The sequence below is a fragment of the Pseudorhodoferax sp. Leaf267 genome (assembly GCF_001422405.1).
In the GTDB taxonomy this organism is placed as follows: Bacteria; Pseudomonadota; Gammaproteobacteria; order Burkholderiales; family Burkholderiaceae_C; genus Pseudorhodoferax.
The window spans coordinates 59,756-75,360 of the sequence record NZ_LMMV01000005.1 but is presented as its reverse complement, the minus strand read 5'-3'; the positions used below and the strand labels follow the sequence as shown (position 1 = coordinate 75,360).

Genomic DNA, 15,605 nt, shown 5'->3' with positions numbered 1-15,605 from the left:
TGCTCCACCGCTCCTGCCTTTTGTGCCTGCCATTTGCTGCTGATTCCTTTCTGAGGGGAGCTATTCAGTGTGCGTGCGGGACAGAGCGGTCTAGAAAGATCGGTCCCGCTCCAGTCGGTCCTACCCCCCAGGCCCTGCCGGGGTCTGCGGCCCACCAGAACGACGCAGGCGACGCAATCACGGTGCGATCGGGCCGATGCCATGCCTAGCGTCCTCGCGCTCCTGGCGCTGCTTGTCGCTGGAATGGTGCGTGACGCATAAGCTCCGCCAGTTGCTCTCGCGCCAGAACAGCTCTTGGTCGCCGCGATGGGGGATGTGGTGATCGACGACGGTAGCCAGTTCCACGCGCCCAGCGGCCTCGCACATCGTGCACAGCGGGTTGTTGCGCAGGTGGCGCGCGCGGGCCTGCTGCCATCGGTAGTTGTAGCCGCGCTGGCCGGTGGTCATGCCCGACGTCCGCCACGAGTCGCCCAGCGTGCGGACGGTTGGGCCGACCGTGCGCAGCGTGGACTTGAGGGCGCGCAGCCTCATTGGAGCCGGTACTCGCCGGCCTCATCGCAACCGCATCCGATGGCTTGTTCCTTGCAACGTGGGCAGCGCTCGACGCAGCAGCCCACGACATGCAACTGTCCATGCTCAACAGCGCAGTCCCTGCACTTGGCCTTGCCATCGGGGTAGTCCATGCCGTAGGCGATGCGCGCGTACCGAACGCCGCCGATGGTGTCGTGGGTGTGATCCTGAGCATCGTCGATGCGCTGATTCCACTGGGCTTGTGTTGGCTTGATCATCGCCGGGCATCCAGCAGCTTCACACCCGTGCGAGGTGCCAAGCCCACCAGCGGCACACCGACCCGCGAGGCGCGGAAGTTGGCCAGCTTGATCTGATGGATCAGTTCGGGCGACAGGTGGGCCGCGGTGCTTGCTGGTCCCATCGCCTTGACGGATGTGATGACGGCCTCGCTGTTCATGGGAACGGTGCACAGGCTCAGCTCGTGCCAGGACCATTCGCTGTACTCGGTGCCACCACCGGGGAGGCGCTTGGTTCTGCTGCTGATGGCGGTGAACCCGACCGAGCATGCGGCGATCAAGCCGGACTGCAGGCTGTCGATGGCCTCATCCACTCGGGACTTGAGCACGCCGGGCGACTTGATGCGCGGCAGCCGGGCGGTAAAGGGAATGCCGCGCGCCGTGGGGCATGCGTAGACCACTTTGCCCACCGGCATGTCGTGCTTGTGGGAAAGGAGCAGCGGCATCGGCAAGGAGAACTTCGCACCCGTGGGGATGACGACGTCGCCGGCCTTGTCGACCGTCGGTGTGCTGGCAATGCCTTCGATGGTCACAGTATCCGACTGCTCGGACATGCGCTTGACCTCGACGACGGAGTAAGCCCGATTCATCATGTTTCGCTTTCTTGAATGAGGGTGCCCACCACCGATACCAGTGCTCGCGTGGGCTGTGGTGTGCCCCATCGCGGGCGGTCCACTCCTAACCACCGGCACGGGCCGGCTCTCGAAGGCCCAAACGCGGGCTTGATTTCAATGAAGTTCGAGGCCACCGAACTGCCGATCTAGGGCCGCCACGTGCCCGGCTTCTACGTCCTCAAGCATCTTGCGCACGGCCTCCAGAACAGGCAGGTCGTGCGCCTCGCGGATGACCATCCACGCTTGCAGCGTGAGCGGCCGGACGGCAGAGAAGTCGGTCGGGTCGACCACGTCAGAACGCGCGGCCACCGTTGAAGACCCGCGTGCTGTATTTGGTGTTCGCGCCGCCGCCGCCCAGCGCGAACTGATTGATGCTGCTGGCGGTGCCGCCGTTGATGGTGGTGTGCTCGTCGAATGCTCCACCGCCGTCGAGCACCAGGTTCTTTGGGACGCCACCACCGCCGCCGTTCAGGCCGTTGCGACCTGCCGGGCCTTCCAGATCCACCCATGGACCAAAGACGCCGGGCTCTTGCTCAAAGCGGATCTTGGTGCCGTCCCATTCGTGGCGCGGCATCTCGCCCATGGCGTGCTCGGATGCCTCGATCTCCTCCAGTCGGTCGAGCAGGTCTTTGCGCACCTGACGCGCCTGCATCTTGGCCAGCCGGTCGGCGTCCTTTACCAATTGGCTTTGGCTCTGCTGGATGCGACGGTCCACCATCGTGTTGATGGTCTTGCCCATGCCGGCGAAGCGGCGGTCCAGTTCGCCCGCAGCCTGCAGCGCCTTGAGTTCTCGCATGTCCTCGCGGGTGCGCAGGCTGTCTTTCAGATCCCCCAGTTTGTCGCTGACCAGCCGCTGCACCTCGTTGCGCTCGGCCTCGGTGTGCGCGCTCAGGGCGGCATCGATAGTGCCCTTCACGGTGGCCATCATCTGTTCGGCCACCGCCCTCGCCAGGGCTTGCGGATCTACTTTGGGCGGGGCGGGCGGCGTGGGCTTGGGCTTGCTCGCAGCCGCGGCCTGGACTGCTGCGACCTTGGTGCAGCGGAACAGGTTTTCAGCCACTTCGATGACGTGCTCGACAGATCGCAGGTAGGGCCCCTCTGCCGCGCGGGTTTCCTCGATGCTGCGGGTCTCGGCTTTCGCCAGGTCATCACGGCAGCGCTGAGCCAATCGCGTTGCCAGGCTCAGCTGTGCGATGGACGTTGGCATGTCCATCGCGAACAGGCCGGCCTTAGTCACATCCAGCGCTGACGTCTCGTCGACCTGGCCGCAGAGATCGAACAAGCCCTTCGCGGTGCTGAGCAGATCAGCCGAATCGATGATGAACAGTCCGAGCGTGTGCAGGGTGCTGCCGGGCGCCTTGACCTGCGCGAGGCGCTGGCGGGTAGCGGCGACGACGTCGGTCAGGCGTTTGACGGCTTGGTCCATCGGCGCGGTCACAAGCCCACTCCCGTGACGGTCGCAGCGCTCGGGCGACGTGCCACAAAGTCCACATTGAGCACGGCCTTGAGCGCGGTTGATTCGCTTTGGAACAACGACACGGGCGTGGTCATCGATGGTTCGCCAGGCGCCGAGCTCATGTCGATTGCGCCCTGTTTGGCCGTGGACAGGTAGGGCTCTTCTTCCGACACGCCAACGTGTTGCGGATCGATCAAGCTGATGATGTTGGTCGGTGCGCTCTGCGATGCGATCCACGGCAGGCCGGCCAGCAGGCCGCCGCGTTGGCTCAAGCCGGGATAGATGGTCACGCCGCCAGATCCGCGGACTAGGCTCAGCTTGGAGTGCAGGGATTGGCTCATCACCCAAGTGGCGCGCGACAGGTCAGAGCCAGCCGCCAGCAAGGCAGCAATGGCGGACTTGAGGTCGGCGTCCAACGCGCCGACGCTCGTGCCGGTCGAGCTGATCAGGACGCCGCCGCTGGACGGATGCGTGATGCTGGCCGGCCGCTCGTCGACGATGCCGCTGTTTTGCGGATCGAGAAATGCCATGTCCAGAACCTGACGGCAGGCTGCCAGCAGGTCATCGAGCAGGCTTTGTTCCACGTCCACCAGGTCGGAGCGCAACAGATCATTGCTGGCGACCATCAGCGCCGCGATCTTCCGGCCATCGAGCGAAAGCGCCGAGAACGAGCCGAGCGTAAGGGGGATGGGCCGACTTTCGGCCATCCAGTTTGCGACGGCGCCGTGTGAGCCGGTCAGCAGCCTGGTCCGCAAAGGTAAGCGACGGACGCCGAGCTTGCCGAGCACTGTGATCGGCCTGAGCGCGAGCAGCAAGTCGGAGCCGACTTCGCTGATCAACGGCGCGTTCAGAGAGTTGACCGGCGCGACCGCCGCTTTGCCGGTCATGTAGTGCAGGATTTTTTGATGCCCTGACCAGTGGCTCTTGGCCTGGGCGAAGCTCATGGCGGCCACCGGGTCGCCGTGGCCAACAGCCCGGGCGCGCAGCACGCGAAGTGCCAGCAGGCCGCGTTGTTCTTGATTGCCTTCGATCATCTGATGCAGGAGGCAGGCGCCTCAATTGGTGAGTTGCCTGCATCCTCATCGACTCTGTCAAAACGTACTGTTCAGCCGTTAGGAGGCGAAACACGCTTGAGCGCGCGGGTAAAAGCGGCTGCGGAGCGTGGCGGGTCGTTGGCCAGGTCGGCCCACTCGGGCGACACCTCGCCGCTCTTCAGCAGGCGCAGCGCGGCCCGGTAACTGCCCGCTGCAATGCTCAGTTCCAGCAGCGCAATGTCCCGCTTCTCCTGCGACAGGATGGCCGGCGCCGTGAGGTGGCTGCCTGGTGGTGGACGCAGGCCCAGCGCCGCGGTCAGATCGCCGTCAGCCGGGCCGGACAGCCAGGCCGTGAGCCGGCGCCCGAACCACACGGTTTCGCGGTCTGCAGCGGCCTGCAGGCGGCCGGCCAGGCGACGCACGACATCGACCCTTTCCCGGTGGCTCAGGCGGTCAGGGTCGGCCACCAGATCGAGGAAAGGATTGCGCCCGGGCACCAGGCCGGAGTCGTAGTCGTCGCTCACGCTCCTGGCCCAGGGTAGGCCTGCCTGAAGTGCTCCAGCAGATCAGCCTTCAAGTGGGCCGGCGTCTCGATCACTTCCCGCCGCATGTCCTCGCGGGCCTGGTCGCTGTCGTCGTGCCGGTCGCAAACGGCCATGGCGCGGGCCAGCGTCTCCGCGGTCAGCATGTCAGCTTGGCGGATGAAGTCGAGCAGGTCGGCTTTGTGCTTGACCAGCAGGGCGCGCAGCTCGGCCGTCAACTTCGCAGCAGGTTTCAGGACGAGCTCGGCGCCATCGGCGTGCATGGTCATGCCGGCATCGAACACCAGCTTACAGACACGGTCGGCGGTCATACACGCACCTCCGAAGATTCCCAAGATTCCGAAGATTCCCCGTCTCGGAACGTGGAACCTTGGGAACCTTGGGCGGAATCTTGGACTTCCAGGCCGTTCACGAACGCCTTGCCGGGATAGTTGGGCAGGCGCCAGTACCAGGCATCGTGCGGTCCCGCAGTCCCTTTTTGGCGCAGGATGTGCAGCTTCTTGCCTGCCTGCCAAATCTGCTTCTTGCTGAAGCCGGCGTCCTTCAGCGTCTTGGCCGCGTCGTTTGAATTGGTCCACACCTCCGCCGACAACTCGGCGCGCAGCATGTCGGCTGCGTCGTTGTGGTCATCAGCCTGGCTTTCCTCGTCTGCAACGTCGGTCAGCAGCTCGCGCGCACTGCCCTCGACGGCCTTGCCCCAAGCGATGCGCGATGCATGGATGCCCGGCAGTGGTTCGGTCTGTTCAAGGTGGTACTCAAAGCCACCATCGTCCGGGCCGATGTTGGATTTGCTGCGCGCCAGGATGCGCGTGTCCTTGCCTTCCTCGCCCTGTACCTTGGCCGCCACCAGCACGACACGGGCAACAGCGGCGAACGCCACTGAGCCGACGACGCGCTGCGCAGGATCAGTGCCTTGCCCGCCCTTGGCAAAGTGCGTGATGCCCAGTACCGCACAGTCGCAGCTTGCTGCCAGGTCGACCAGCGGCTGTAGTGCACGGCGGACCTCGGTGTTCTTGTGGCTGTCGCCAGCGACCGCGCTGACTACCGGGTCCACCACCAGGAGGCGGATGCCACCAATCCGCTGGATTGCTGCTTGCAGCTGCCCCAGGTCGCGCGCCGGGTCAAATGGGACGACCTCGCCATCCCTCTTGGCGCCGGTGATGAAAAAGCATCGCCGCTTGTCGCCGCCAGCAGCCATGAGCCGCGGCAACAAGGTGTCTGCCGCGTCGTCTTCGCCGCTCCAGATCAGGATGTTGCCTGCATCGCACCTGGACCCGTCGGGCCATTGGCCCCCGATGGTCACGGTGGCAGCCATCGTCACTGCCAGCGTTGTCTTGCCCTGACCGGGAGACCCCGCCAGGATGTGCAGCTTTCCAAGCGCCAACCAGTTGGGCCACATCCACCTGACCGCAGTCGGCACCAGATCGGCGCCGCACGTCAAGATCACGCTGTGCTGCGCAGGCGTTGCGACGGTTTCGAAACAGGCCCGCACGGCATCAAGGCCGTGGAGTAGGTGCAGGTCATTGAAGTCACTGGCGCCGGCCGGACGGTCCTCGCGGAAGTTGGGCAACACCACCTTGCCGCCCACCCGCTCCGCGGCCTCCAGGGCCTTGGCGGTGCCCGGGTTGCCATCGGTCCCGGCGTCATCATCAGCACCGATCACGATCTGCGCCTCCGGGTACTTGTCGTGCAGCGCCAGAGCGACCGGCGTCAAGTTGCCGGCATCGAAAGCCACGGCGACGGGATGCCCGGTGGCCTCGCGGACGGTAGCGCCGGTGGCGAAACCCTCTACTACGATGACGATGTCAGAGATCCGCCCCATGAGGAACATGCAGCCGGTTTTGCGGCCACCGGAAAGGAACAGCTTGCTGCCATCCGGCCCGATGCGCTGCACGGTGTGCAGCTTGCCGTTCACGTCTTTGGCGGGGACGATCAGATTGGCGCCGACGATGCGCAGGCCGTGCGACTTGATGCCCTTCTTGATGATGTAGGGGTGCTCAGGCGCCCCGGCCTTGGACTTGGCAACCAGACCGGATGCTTCGATGGATGCAGCCAGGCGGCGGCCCTCGTCATCCCGCTCGCGCTGGGACTGGATGGCTGCGATGCGTTCGCGCTCGGCGGCCTGTTCTTCGACGGTCAGTGCGCGGCCGACATCGGCGCGCCACTTCTGCCAGTCCAGGCCGTCCTTGTGGTTCTGGAAGCCGCCGCAGGGGATCCCGTCCAGGTGCAGGACATAGGCGCCGTCGTTCTTGCCGTGCTTGCCCTTCACGTCGCAGCGGTGCAGCTGCCCGTCGGCGTCGATGCGGTCGGGCGGGATCAGATCGCGCGCGACCATTGCGTCGCGGAATTGGGTCAACGCGTCCATCACTGGCCACCGCCGATCTGTTCCAGGAAGCGGCGGGCGTGGTCCAGGTCGTCCAAGTGCTTGACCAAGCGCCAGCGGGTACAGAACAGTTCAGGCTTGGCGCCCTCGGTGCGGTGCAGCTGGTGGCCCTTGAGCGCGAATTGCGCCTGGAGCGTGCGGAAATCCTTGTCGGCGGGTGCGGTCGAGCTGACCGCGTCGTGACCGGTCTTATTCATGAGCGCCACCTCTTACAGGCTAGCGATCAACTTATCGATGTCGGATTTGCGCCATCCGGTGCTGCGCGGGCCCAGCTTCACAGGTGCTGGGTAGCGTCCGTCCTTCACGCCAGCCCACCAGGCGGCGCGCGAGACGGGGAAGCGCATGAGCACCTTGGGCTCGCGCAGGATGGCGTCTTCAGTGACGGGGGAGGGGGTCGCAGTGGTCATAACTTGCCTTTTCGGTAAGTGAAAAAACCACCAGAACCGACCAGTTACACCCAGGTGCGGGCTACGCTGGCATACTCAGAGTCCTCTTGACGGAGTGGGCTCTAGGCTTTGGCCTGGTGTTCAAGGACGGGTCAGCGATGTGGAAGTTGCTGGCCCGTTCGCCTTTGGAAGCAGCCACATGTGGCCTTAAGTCGTCCAACGGTGCCCAAATGATATGGGATGCCACATTGGCAATTTGAGCTGGCGCGCGGCGGATTTACGGGCCGCCCGCTGAACGTAAATTCTTCTTCCACGCTCTCACAACATCCTCACAGCTCCGGAAGCTGTTGATTTCAAAGCGTTTTTGCAAAAGCGTTGCCAACTTTTTTGTATTGGTAACTCCTCGCTGGGTATTGAGGAACTGAAAGTAGTCGTTGTTCTTGCTTTCGAACACTTCCTTCTGCTTCTCCTTCAACATCAGACCGATCAGGCTAGCGCCTTTTCTCTCTGCCCAGATTGCCGCTATCTCCTTCAGCTTCTCCTCTCCAGACCGTCGTAAGTCGTTGTTTTCTGAGGAAAACATGCGCGCATACTGACACAGCAACTGAAAGGCAGCATCTTCGAGCGAAGCGCGCGCGGGCGTCTCGCTGGATAGGTCAACTAAGTCAAAAGACGATTTACGCAACCTAGTCCTTAGTGATCTTGAAGTCGTCGCGGATGTAGTCGAAGTTGTTCTCGAAGATCTGCACGGCGGGTTGCTGAACATCTGCCGGTCGCGCACTTTGATCTTGTAGTAGTGGGCGAATGTGACCCGCCGCTGCTGTCGCAGATCGAGTTGATGCCGGTGTTCTGGTCACGCCCGCAGCTTTTCGAGGTAGTCGGCCCACCGCTGCATCATTTCTCGCCGCGCTGCAAGATGAGCCGTGCGGTTGTAGGCCCGCCCGTTAGCGTCCTTCACGGTGTGGGCCAGCTGGTGCTCGATCAGGTCGACGCGCTCGCCGAGCACCTCGTCCATGATGGTCCTGGCCATCGCCCGGAAGCCATGACCGGTCATCACTGTGCTGTCGTACCCCAGCGAACGCAGCGCCGCGTTTATCGTGTTCTCGCTCATGGGCCGTTCGCCGGTCCTGATGCTGGGGAAGACAAAGCGGCCCTCGCCGGTGACCGGGTGCAGCCTGCGAAGGATCGCAACGGCCTGGGTCGCCAGCGGCACGACATGCGCCTGTTTCATCTTCATGCGCTCGGCCGGTATCTCCCAGATGCCCGCGTCGAGATCCATTTCTGTCCACTCGGCCGCCCTGAGTTCGCCGGGCCGGACGAACAACATCGGCGCCAGTCTTAACGCCGACGCGGCGAAGATGTGGCCGCCGTAGACCTCGATGGCGCGGAGCAGGGGGCCGACCAGCTCGGGCTTGGTGATCGCAGCGAAGTGGCCCTTCCTGACCGGCGCAAGGTTGCCGCTCAAGTCGGCCGTGACGTCACGGTCAGCCAGGCCCTCGCCGACGGCGTACCGAAACACGTGGCCGCAGATCCGGCTGATCCGGTGCGCGCTCTCCTGAACGCCGCGGGCCTCCATGCGACGGGCGACCTGAAGCACGTCCTGGGGCGAGATGGCCTTGATCGGCATCGCGCCAAGTGTTGGGAACACATCTTTTTCCAGCCAGGTCAGCACCTTGGCCTGCGTGACCTTGCCGCGCTCGGCCTTGTTTGTCTTATGCCAGGCCCGCGCGATCACCTCGAAGGTGCTGGTTGCAGCATCGACGGCGGCCTTGCGCTCCTGCTTCTTGGCAGCGCTCGGGTCGATGCCGTCGGCCAGTTGTTCCTTGGCCTTGTCCCGGCGCTGGCGGGCCTTCAGCAGGGAGACGGCAGGGTAGACGCCAATGGCCAAGGTCTTGCGTTTGCCCAGGAAGGCGTAGTCCATGCGCCAGTACTTGCCGGCCGCCTTGACATGCAGGTACAGGCCGCCTCCATCGGCGTACTTTTCGCCCGCAGGAGCGCCCCTATGTTTGACCTGCCGGACAAAGGTATCAACCAGACCCATAGCGCCCTCATTTACGGTATCTCCACTGCAGTACTGGCCGGCGTACCGTAGGAGATACCGAAAATTGTACGGTATCTGGTTGGATGGTGTTAGACGACCTTGGACATGCAGATTATTGATTTCCAACGAGAAAACCAAAACATTAGCCGTCTGTGGATATACCTGGACCCATACTTGGTCCCCTCGACAGGAATCGAACCTGTATCTAGCGCTTAGGAGGCACTCGTTCTATCCATTGAACTACGAGGAGAGCGCGGCATTGTAGGGGCCGTGCCGGGCCCCATTCAGTCGTAGCTCAGGGTGTAGATCAGGTCCACGCCGCTCTTGAGCCCGGCCTGTCCGCGCAGTGCCAAGTTGCGCGTCAGGTCGTAGAAGATGTAGAGCGTGCCCAGGCTGCCGGCCAGGCTCGCTTCATAAGTCACGTAGACCTGGTCGGTCAGGCGCTTGCCCAGCGTCAGGGCCGAACTGCTGGCGCTTTCGCCGCTGGCCGGGCCTTTGAAGCCGATCTCGTCCAGGCCGAAGCGGCTCGCAAAATTGCCGCCACCGCCCTTGGGGCCGAATCCGCCCAGTAGCGCCAGCGCGGCCTGCTGCATCACGGCAGCCTCGGCGCCGCCGCCGGCCGTGGAGCGGCCCAGCAGCATCCACGACAGGGTTTCGGCATCGGTCAGCTGCGGCGATGAATACAGCGCCACGCGTGGCGACTGTGCGGAGCCCGTGACGCGCACGCCCGCCTTCTGCTCCAGGTTCGGGCGGATCGCCAGGATGTCGAGCGAGGGGTTGTCGTAAGGGCCGTTGAAACGGGCCAGGCCCGATTCCACGTCCAGCTGCTGGCCATAGGCGCGGTAGCGGCCCTGCACGGTGCGGATCTCGCCCGTGATGCGCGGCTGGCCGCCGGAGCGGGCGTTGGCCGTGACCTCGATCTGCCCGCCCAGCCGCGTGGTCAGCCCGTGGCCCTGCACGGCGAAGTCCTCGCCCATGTCGACGCTGATGGCGACGTCGGGCGGCTTGCTCGGCGTAGCCTTGGCCGCCTGGGCGGCGGCCTTGTCGGCACTGGCCTTCTCGCGCGCCTGCCGGGCCGCGGCCTCCTTGTCGATGGCGGCCGAGCGGATCGTCACGTCCGTGCCCAGCGTGGGGGCGGTCTCGTCGGGCAGGATGATGACGCCGCGGTCGGTGGTCAGCGCGCCGCGCAGCCTGAACTGGCCGTCGTCCAGGTTGGCCTGCACCTGGCCCGACAGCGTGACCTGGCGGTCGCTGCGCACCAGCACGCGCAGCGTGCGCAACTGCGCCGCCAGCGCCATGCGGATGCCCGAGCGCTCGGCCGAGGCCTGGTCCCAGCTGACGTCGCCCGTGATGCGCAGCTCGCCACCGTCGCGTGCGGCTTCGCTGCTGACGGTGCTGAGGTTGCCGCTGGGGCCGGCGATGCGCGCGCGGCTGGCGCTGCCGCCCTTGAGCGAGAACTCGTCCACGACAAGCCGGTTGCCGCGCAGGTTGGCGCGCAGGCGGCCATCGCGCAGCTCGATGCCTTCGACGGCCGCGCGCAGCTCCAGCCCGTCGGCCGAGAGCAGGCCGCTCCACTGCGGCGCGCTGCGGTTGCCGGCGAGCGTGGCATCGGCCGCCAGCGTGCCGTCGATGCGCCAGGCCGGCGGCGCGAACATGGACCACACGCCGATGTTGGGCACGCTGGCCACGAGACGGCCCGACAGCGGCGCGTCATCGGGCCAGCTGTAGGCGTTGCCCTGCTGAACGAGCCGGGTGCGCAGATCGGCACTCGCCTGGCCGGCGCGCGCGCTGTCCCAGTTCAGCTGCGCACGCAGGGCTTCGCCTTCGGCGCTCACGACCAGCTCGGCACGCCGGATGCCGGCCGGCGTGGCCGGTGCGTCGGCCGGCTTGCCGCCGTCGATGCGGGTCTCGCTCGCGGTGCCGGTGCCCGTGGTCTGGATGCGCCGGATCTGCGCAGCGCCGCCTGCGCGCACCTGGATGTCGCCACTGCGCCGCGCGAGCTTGACCGTGGCGCGCAGGCTGTCCATGGCGTCGATGTCCCAATCGCCGTCGAACACCAGGTCGCCCGTGATGCCGGCGCGTGGATCCGCGGTGCCCTGCGCGGCCATGGCCTGCGCCCAGGCCATGGGCAGGCCCAGCAGCCGGCCGCTGCTGCGCACCTGGTAGCGCGCGGGTGCATCCGGTGTGCTGCCCGCCGTCTGTACGAACAGCAGGGGCTGCCACTGCAGGCGCACGGTACCGGGCACGGGGCCGGTGACCGACGCGCTGGCGCCGGTGGCCTCGACGCGCCAGCCCGGCGCCGGCGTCTTGCGCACCGTGGCCGACAGCGGCGAATCGAGTTGCAGGCTCCAGGTGTCGGGATTGGGCTTGGCCGGGTCGGGCAGCGTGGCCGTGGCGCGCAAGCTGGCCAGGGCCAGACGCCACTGGTCGCGGCCCGCGATGCCGCCGCTGGCGCGCGTGCTGAGCTGCAGCTGCTGCGTGCCCAGCGTGGCGGTGCCATCGACGGCCAGCGTGGCGTTGGCCGGCGTGCCGGCCAGGTCGACCTTGAGGCCGCGCAGCTGCACGCGGGTGGGCGTGTTCGCAGGGGCTGGTGTGGCGCCCACGGCCGGTGGCGCTGCCGGCAGTTGCAGATCCAGCCGCGGAGCGTTCAGGGCCATCTGCACCGACAGGCCGGGCAGCGGTGTCGAGGGCTGGTCGATCTGCTGCTGCAGCGTGGCCCAGCCGCCCTGCCAGCGCAGGTCCAGCTGCGCCGCGCCGGCGGCCGTGGCGCCGGCGAACAGGTTGGACAGGCCCGGCAAGGCGCTGACCCAGCGTTGCAGCGCTGCCGCGTCGCGCAGGTCCACGTTGGCCGTAGCCGTGCCGCGCGTGGCCGCGATGTCGCCTTCGATGCGGGCGGTGGCGCCGGGCGCGCTGAAGTCCAGACGGCCGGCGCCGGCCTTGGCATCGATCTGCGCGCGCAACTGGCCGGCCAGGCGGGCGGGGCCCGCGTCGATGCGCAGGTTCTGCAGGTCCAGGGTCTGCGCGCGCCATTGGCCCTTGGCCAGAATTTCGTCCACGCGCTGGCCGGCCATCAGCGCGCCGCCTGCGGCCTGGCGCCCGGCCGGCGCGGCCTTCAACGCCACATCGAAAGCGATGGTGCTGTCCTGCTGCGTGGCAGTGGCCGTGCCCGAGATGGGGGACGGGTCCAGGCCCGTGTAGAGCAGAGAGGGCCGCACGCCCTGCACCTTGGCTTCGATCTGCCACGGCGCGGGCGCCGGGCTGTAGCGGCCCTGCACCTGGATCTCGCCCTGGCCCAGCGCGAGCGTGCTGGGCAGGATGGTCCAGTCCTGGCCCTGCAGCTGGGCCGTGGCGTCCACGCTGGCGAGCGGCAGCTTGCGCTGGTCCCAGGGGCCGGGCAGTGCGTTGCGCGCCTGCACGCGGGCCTGCCAGGCGGGCGCAGCCGGTGTGGCGCCGGGCAGCGGGCCAGCCACGACGTCGCCCGACAGATCGGTGCGCGGCGCCGTGGGCCAGAACCGCGCGGCATCGATGCGCGTGAAGTCGCCCTGCGCGCGCACGACGGGCTGGGTGGCCCAGGGCGCGATCTCTGCGTCCAGGCTCGCGCGCATGGGGTCGTCGCTGCCGGCCGCGGGCGCCACGCGGGCCTTCACGGCCAGGCGGCCTTCGGGGTCGGACAGCGTGCCCTGCACGTCGGCATCGGCCTGCACCACCAGCGGGGCGACACCCTCGGCCATCGGTGCCGTCACGGTGCCGCGCAGCGCTGCCGTCAGCGCCATCGGCGCAGCGCCTTGCAGGCTCAGCTGGCCCTGGTAGCGGCCGTCGGCCACTTCCACGCCGTCCAGCCGCAGCCCGTGGGTGTGTTCGGCGTAGCGGTAGTGGCCGGCCAGTCCGTGGACGGTCACGGGCGTGGCGGCGGCCCAGACGATCTCGCGCACGTCGAATGGCAGCTCGATGTCGATCGGCAGTTCCACGCTGCGCAGCGGCTCGCCCGGCGGCTTTTCGGTCGGCGGGCCGGGCGTGAGCACGACCTTGTTGGCCTGCAGCTGATCGACCACCAAGCGGCGGTCGAGCAGGGGCCGCAATTGCCAGCGCAGCGTCGCGGCGTTGACCTCCACGGTCAGGTCGGGGCTCTGCCAGCGCAGCCAGCCCAATTGCCCGCCTTGGCGCAGCGACCCTGTGACCTCGCGCGTCTGCAGCCTCTGGCCCGCGGGCAGGTAGCGCGAGGCGAAGTCCAGCGTGGTCGCCAGCGACTGCGGCGTGCCGCTCCACCACCAGGCCGTGCCGCCCAGGGCCAGCATCGCGGTGGCCAGGCCGGCGCCCGTCCAGCCCAGCGCGCGCAGCAGGCGGCGGCGCTTGCGCGGCGGCGGGGCTGGGGCCGGAGCGGTGGTGGTGTCCGTCAAAACGTGAAGCCCAGTCGGATGTGCACGCTGATGCCGCCTTCGCCGAAGCCGTGGGCCACATCGGCCTGCACCAGGCCGACCGGGCTGTACCAGCGCATGCCGGCACCGGCGCCGACCTTGTTCTCGAAATCGCTGGCGCGATCGGCCACGGCGCCGGCATCCACGAAGGCCACGGCCTCGAACTCGGTCAGCGCGCCGTTCCAGACCACGGGGTGCTGCAGCTCCATGCTGCCCACGGCCAGGTAGCGGCCGGCCACGGTGGTGTCGTTGACGTAGCTCGCGCCGATCTTGCGGTAGCCGAAGCCGCGCACGGTCGTGTCGCCGCCGGTCAGGAACAGCTGCGTGGCCGGGATCTGGGCTGCGTTGTTCGCCACCACGGCGCCGCCCTCGGCGCGCAGCTGCAGCCGCGCGCGGCGGGCCTGCGTGTCCGGGCCGTCACCGGCGCGCACCTGGTACAGCGGCACGAAGCCGAGCCAGCGCGCCACGGTGCGGTTGTAGGGGTAGTAGCCGCCCAGCAGCGTGGTGCCCAGGCCCACTTCGAGCTGCAGGCCCTGGCCGCGGCGCGGGCGGGTGTTGTTGTCGAAGTAGCGGCCGGTCCAGCCCCAGTTCGCGCTGACGGTGGATGCGGGCGGCGGCGCATCGGTGCCCGAGCTCTTGGCGTAGTCGTATTGCGCGAAGTAGCTGCGGTCGATGTGGTCGGTGGACTTGCTGCGGCCGTAGCGCACGCTGGCGCTGGTCACGTCGAAGCTGCCGGACTCCTCACGTTGCAACAGCCCGGAGCCGAACCAGCGCCAGCTGCGCTCGTCCAGCAGCCCGCTCAGCGAGGTGCCGATGGACTGCGTCTTGCTGTCCAGCGACAGACGCGAGACGGCGCGCCAGTCCAGCAGCGGGATCTTGTTGTGGATGTGGTCGATGCTGACGCGCGGCCCGCTGTCGGTGGTGTAGCCCACACCGAAGACCAGCTTCTGGTAGGGCGCCTCGCGCACCTGCGCGATGACGGGTACGTTCATCGGGTCGGTGCCGTCGGTGTCCAGCGTCAGGAACACGGACTCGTAGAAGCCGCTGGCGGCCAGGCGCGCCTGCGTGTCCAGCAGTTTTTGCTGGTCGTATTCCTCGCCCGTGGGCAGCTGCGCGATGCGCACGCCGTTCACGGCGCTGTAGCGCTGGGCGCCGCGGATCTGCAGCTGGCCGAAGCGGTAGGCTGCGCCCGAATCGAAGCGCACGCCCAGGTCGGCGATGCTCCGGTCGGCGTCCACCTGCGCGCGGCTGTCGGCGATGCGGCCCAGCGGGTAACGCCGCTGCGTGAGCGTGCGCGTGGCATTGGTCTTGGCCGCGTCCCAGTCGGCCTGCGTGAAGGTCGCGCCGCTCTTGAGCGACCACGCGCGCTGCATGGCCGCACGCCGGCGGCTGGCGTCGGGGTTGTCGCTGGCGATCGCGCCATCGAAGTCCAGCTGCACCTCGCCAACGGTCGTGAGCGGCCCGGGCTCGACCGTGACCACGATGGCATGGTCTGCGTCACGCCCGCCGGGGGTGTCCTGCAGTTCCAGCGTGAGCGTGGGCGTGAAGTAGCCCAGCGTGCCGAGCAGGCCGCGCGCATTCGGTTCGGCGGCCGCCATCAGGCGCGACAGCTCGGGCACGGCCAGGTCGTCGAGCTTGCGGTAGCGCTGCAGGTCGAGATGGGTTTCGAGGTATTCGCGCGCCGGATTCGGGCCGCGCACCTCGACGGTGAAGGCCGCGCGCTGGCCAGTGGCGCTGGTGCCTTCCTTCTTGTCGCTGGCCTCCTTGGCAGCCTCTTCGGTCTTCATGACCTGGGTGCCGTCGTCAGGCGTCTTGGCAGGGTCGTTGTCCGAGCGCTTCAGCAAGCCGCAGCCAGGGAGCACGAGGACCAGCACCAACAAAAACGCCGACCAACGGGCCGGCGCACGCATCGCGACCGCAGGAGACAT

The 15,605-nt window shown here is 67.3% G+C and carries 15 protein-coding genes and 1 tRNA gene; all 16 read right to left on the bottom strand.

Going from position 1 to position 15,605, the window contains the following annotated elements; all coding sequences use genetic code 11:
• Nucleotides 1–177: 177 nt before the first annotated feature.
• The 16 genes from ASF43_RS10190 to ASF43_RS10125 all read right to left on the bottom strand — a co-directional run bounded on the left by ASF43_RS10190 (nt 178) and on the right by ASF43_RS10125 (nt 15,605).
• Nucleotides 178–531 carry a hypothetical protein gene (locus ASF43_RS10190; RefSeq protein WP_056179941.1) on the bottom strand — a complete coding sequence of 118 codons (354 nt, stop codon included), beginning with the start codon at nt 529–531 and terminating at the stop codon, nt 178–180.
• Nucleotides 528–788 carry a hypothetical protein gene (locus tag ASF43_RS10185; RefSeq protein ID WP_056179937.1) on the bottom strand — a complete coding sequence of 87 codons (261 nt, stop codon included), beginning with the start codon at nt 786–788 and terminating at the stop codon, nt 528–530. The genes ASF43_RS10190 and ASF43_RS10185 overlap by 4 nt, the downstream gene beginning before the upstream one ends.
• Nucleotides 785–1,396, bottom strand: coding sequence for an HK97 family phage prohead protease (locus tag ASF43_RS10180; RefSeq protein WP_162241797.1), 612 nt, complete (start codon nt 1,394–1,396; stop codon nt 785–787). The genes ASF43_RS10185 and ASF43_RS10180 overlap by 4 nt, the downstream gene beginning before the upstream one ends.
• Before the next feature lie 138 nt (nt 1,397–1,534).
• Nucleotides 1,535–1,711 (bottom strand): hypothetical protein, encoded by a 177-nt coding sequence (locus tag ASF43_RS30620; RefSeq protein WP_156373259.1) that lies wholly within the window; start codon nt 1,709–1,711, stop codon nt 1,535–1,537.
• Nucleotide 1,712: 1 nt separating this feature from the next.
• Nucleotides 1,713–2,846 carry a hypothetical protein gene (locus ASF43_RS10175; RefSeq protein ID WP_056179929.1) on the bottom strand — a complete coding sequence of 378 codons (1,134 nt, stop codon included), beginning with the start codon at nt 2,844–2,846 and terminating at the stop codon, nt 1,713–1,715.
• An 8-nt stretch (nt 2,847–2,854) separates the two neighbouring features.
• Nucleotides 2,855–3,910: a phage major capsid protein gene (locus tag ASF43_RS10170; protein WP_056179926.1), complete on the bottom strand. Its 1,056-nt coding sequence runs from the start codon at nt 3,908–3,910 to the stop codon at nt 2,855–2,857.
• A gap of 71 nt (nt 3,911–3,981) precedes the next feature.
• On the bottom strand, nt 3,982–4,434 hold the full coding sequence (locus tag ASF43_RS10165) for a hypothetical protein (protein ID WP_056179923.1): 453 nt from the start codon (nt 4,432–4,434) through the stop codon (nt 3,982–3,984).
• A complete protein-coding gene (locus ASF43_RS10160) occupies nt 4,431–4,763 on the bottom strand; it encodes a hypothetical protein (protein ID WP_056179920.1) in 333 nt (110 codons plus the stop codon). Before ASF43_RS10160 ends, ASF43_RS10165 begins: the two co-directional genes overlap by 4 nt.
• Nucleotides 4,760–6,817: an AAA family ATPase gene (locus ASF43_RS29785; protein WP_082497763.1), complete on the bottom strand. Its 2,058-nt coding sequence runs from the start codon at nt 6,815–6,817 to the stop codon at nt 4,760–4,762. Before ASF43_RS29785 ends, ASF43_RS10160 begins: the two co-directional genes overlap by 4 nt.
• Nucleotides 6,817–7,032 carry a hypothetical protein gene (locus ASF43_RS10150; protein WP_056179917.1) on the bottom strand — a complete coding sequence of 72 codons (216 nt, stop codon included), beginning with the start codon at nt 7,030–7,032 and terminating at the stop codon, nt 6,817–6,819. Before ASF43_RS10150 ends, ASF43_RS29785 begins: the two co-directional genes overlap by 1 nt.
• Nucleotides 7,033–7,044: 12 nt before the next feature.
• Nucleotides 7,045–7,242 carry an AlpA family transcriptional regulator gene (locus ASF43_RS10145; protein ID WP_056179915.1) on the bottom strand — a complete coding sequence of 66 codons (198 nt, stop codon included), beginning with the start codon at nt 7,240–7,242 and terminating at the stop codon, nt 7,045–7,047.
• 256 nt (nt 7,243–7,498) lie between these two features.
• The gene (locus tag ASF43_RS30615; RefSeq protein WP_156373258.1) at nt 7,499–7,906 is read right to left on the bottom strand and encodes a hypothetical protein; all 408 of its coding nucleotides are present in this window, start codon (nt 7,904–7,906) and stop codon (nt 7,499–7,501) included.
• A 168-nt stretch (nt 7,907–8,074) separates the two neighbouring features.
• Nucleotides 8,075–9,262: an integrase arm-type DNA-binding domain-containing protein gene (locus tag ASF43_RS10140; RefSeq protein ID WP_056179913.1), complete on the bottom strand. Its 1,188-nt coding sequence runs from the start codon at nt 9,260–9,262 to the stop codon at nt 8,075–8,077.
• A gap of 175 nt (nt 9,263–9,437) precedes the next feature.
• A tRNA-Arg gene (locus ASF43_RS10135) sits at nt 9,438–9,512 on the bottom strand.
• A gap of 34 nt (nt 9,513–9,546) precedes the next feature.
• A complete protein-coding gene (locus tag ASF43_RS10130) occupies nt 9,547–13,659 on the bottom strand; it encodes a translocation/assembly module TamB domain-containing protein (protein ID WP_056179910.1) in 4,113 nt (1,370 codons plus the stop codon).
• On the bottom strand, nt 13,656–15,605 hold the full coding sequence (locus ASF43_RS10125; RefSeq protein WP_056180161.1) for an autotransporter assembly complex family protein: 1,950 nt from the start codon (nt 15,603–15,605) through the stop codon (nt 13,656–13,658). Before ASF43_RS10125 ends, ASF43_RS10130 begins: the two co-directional genes overlap by 4 nt.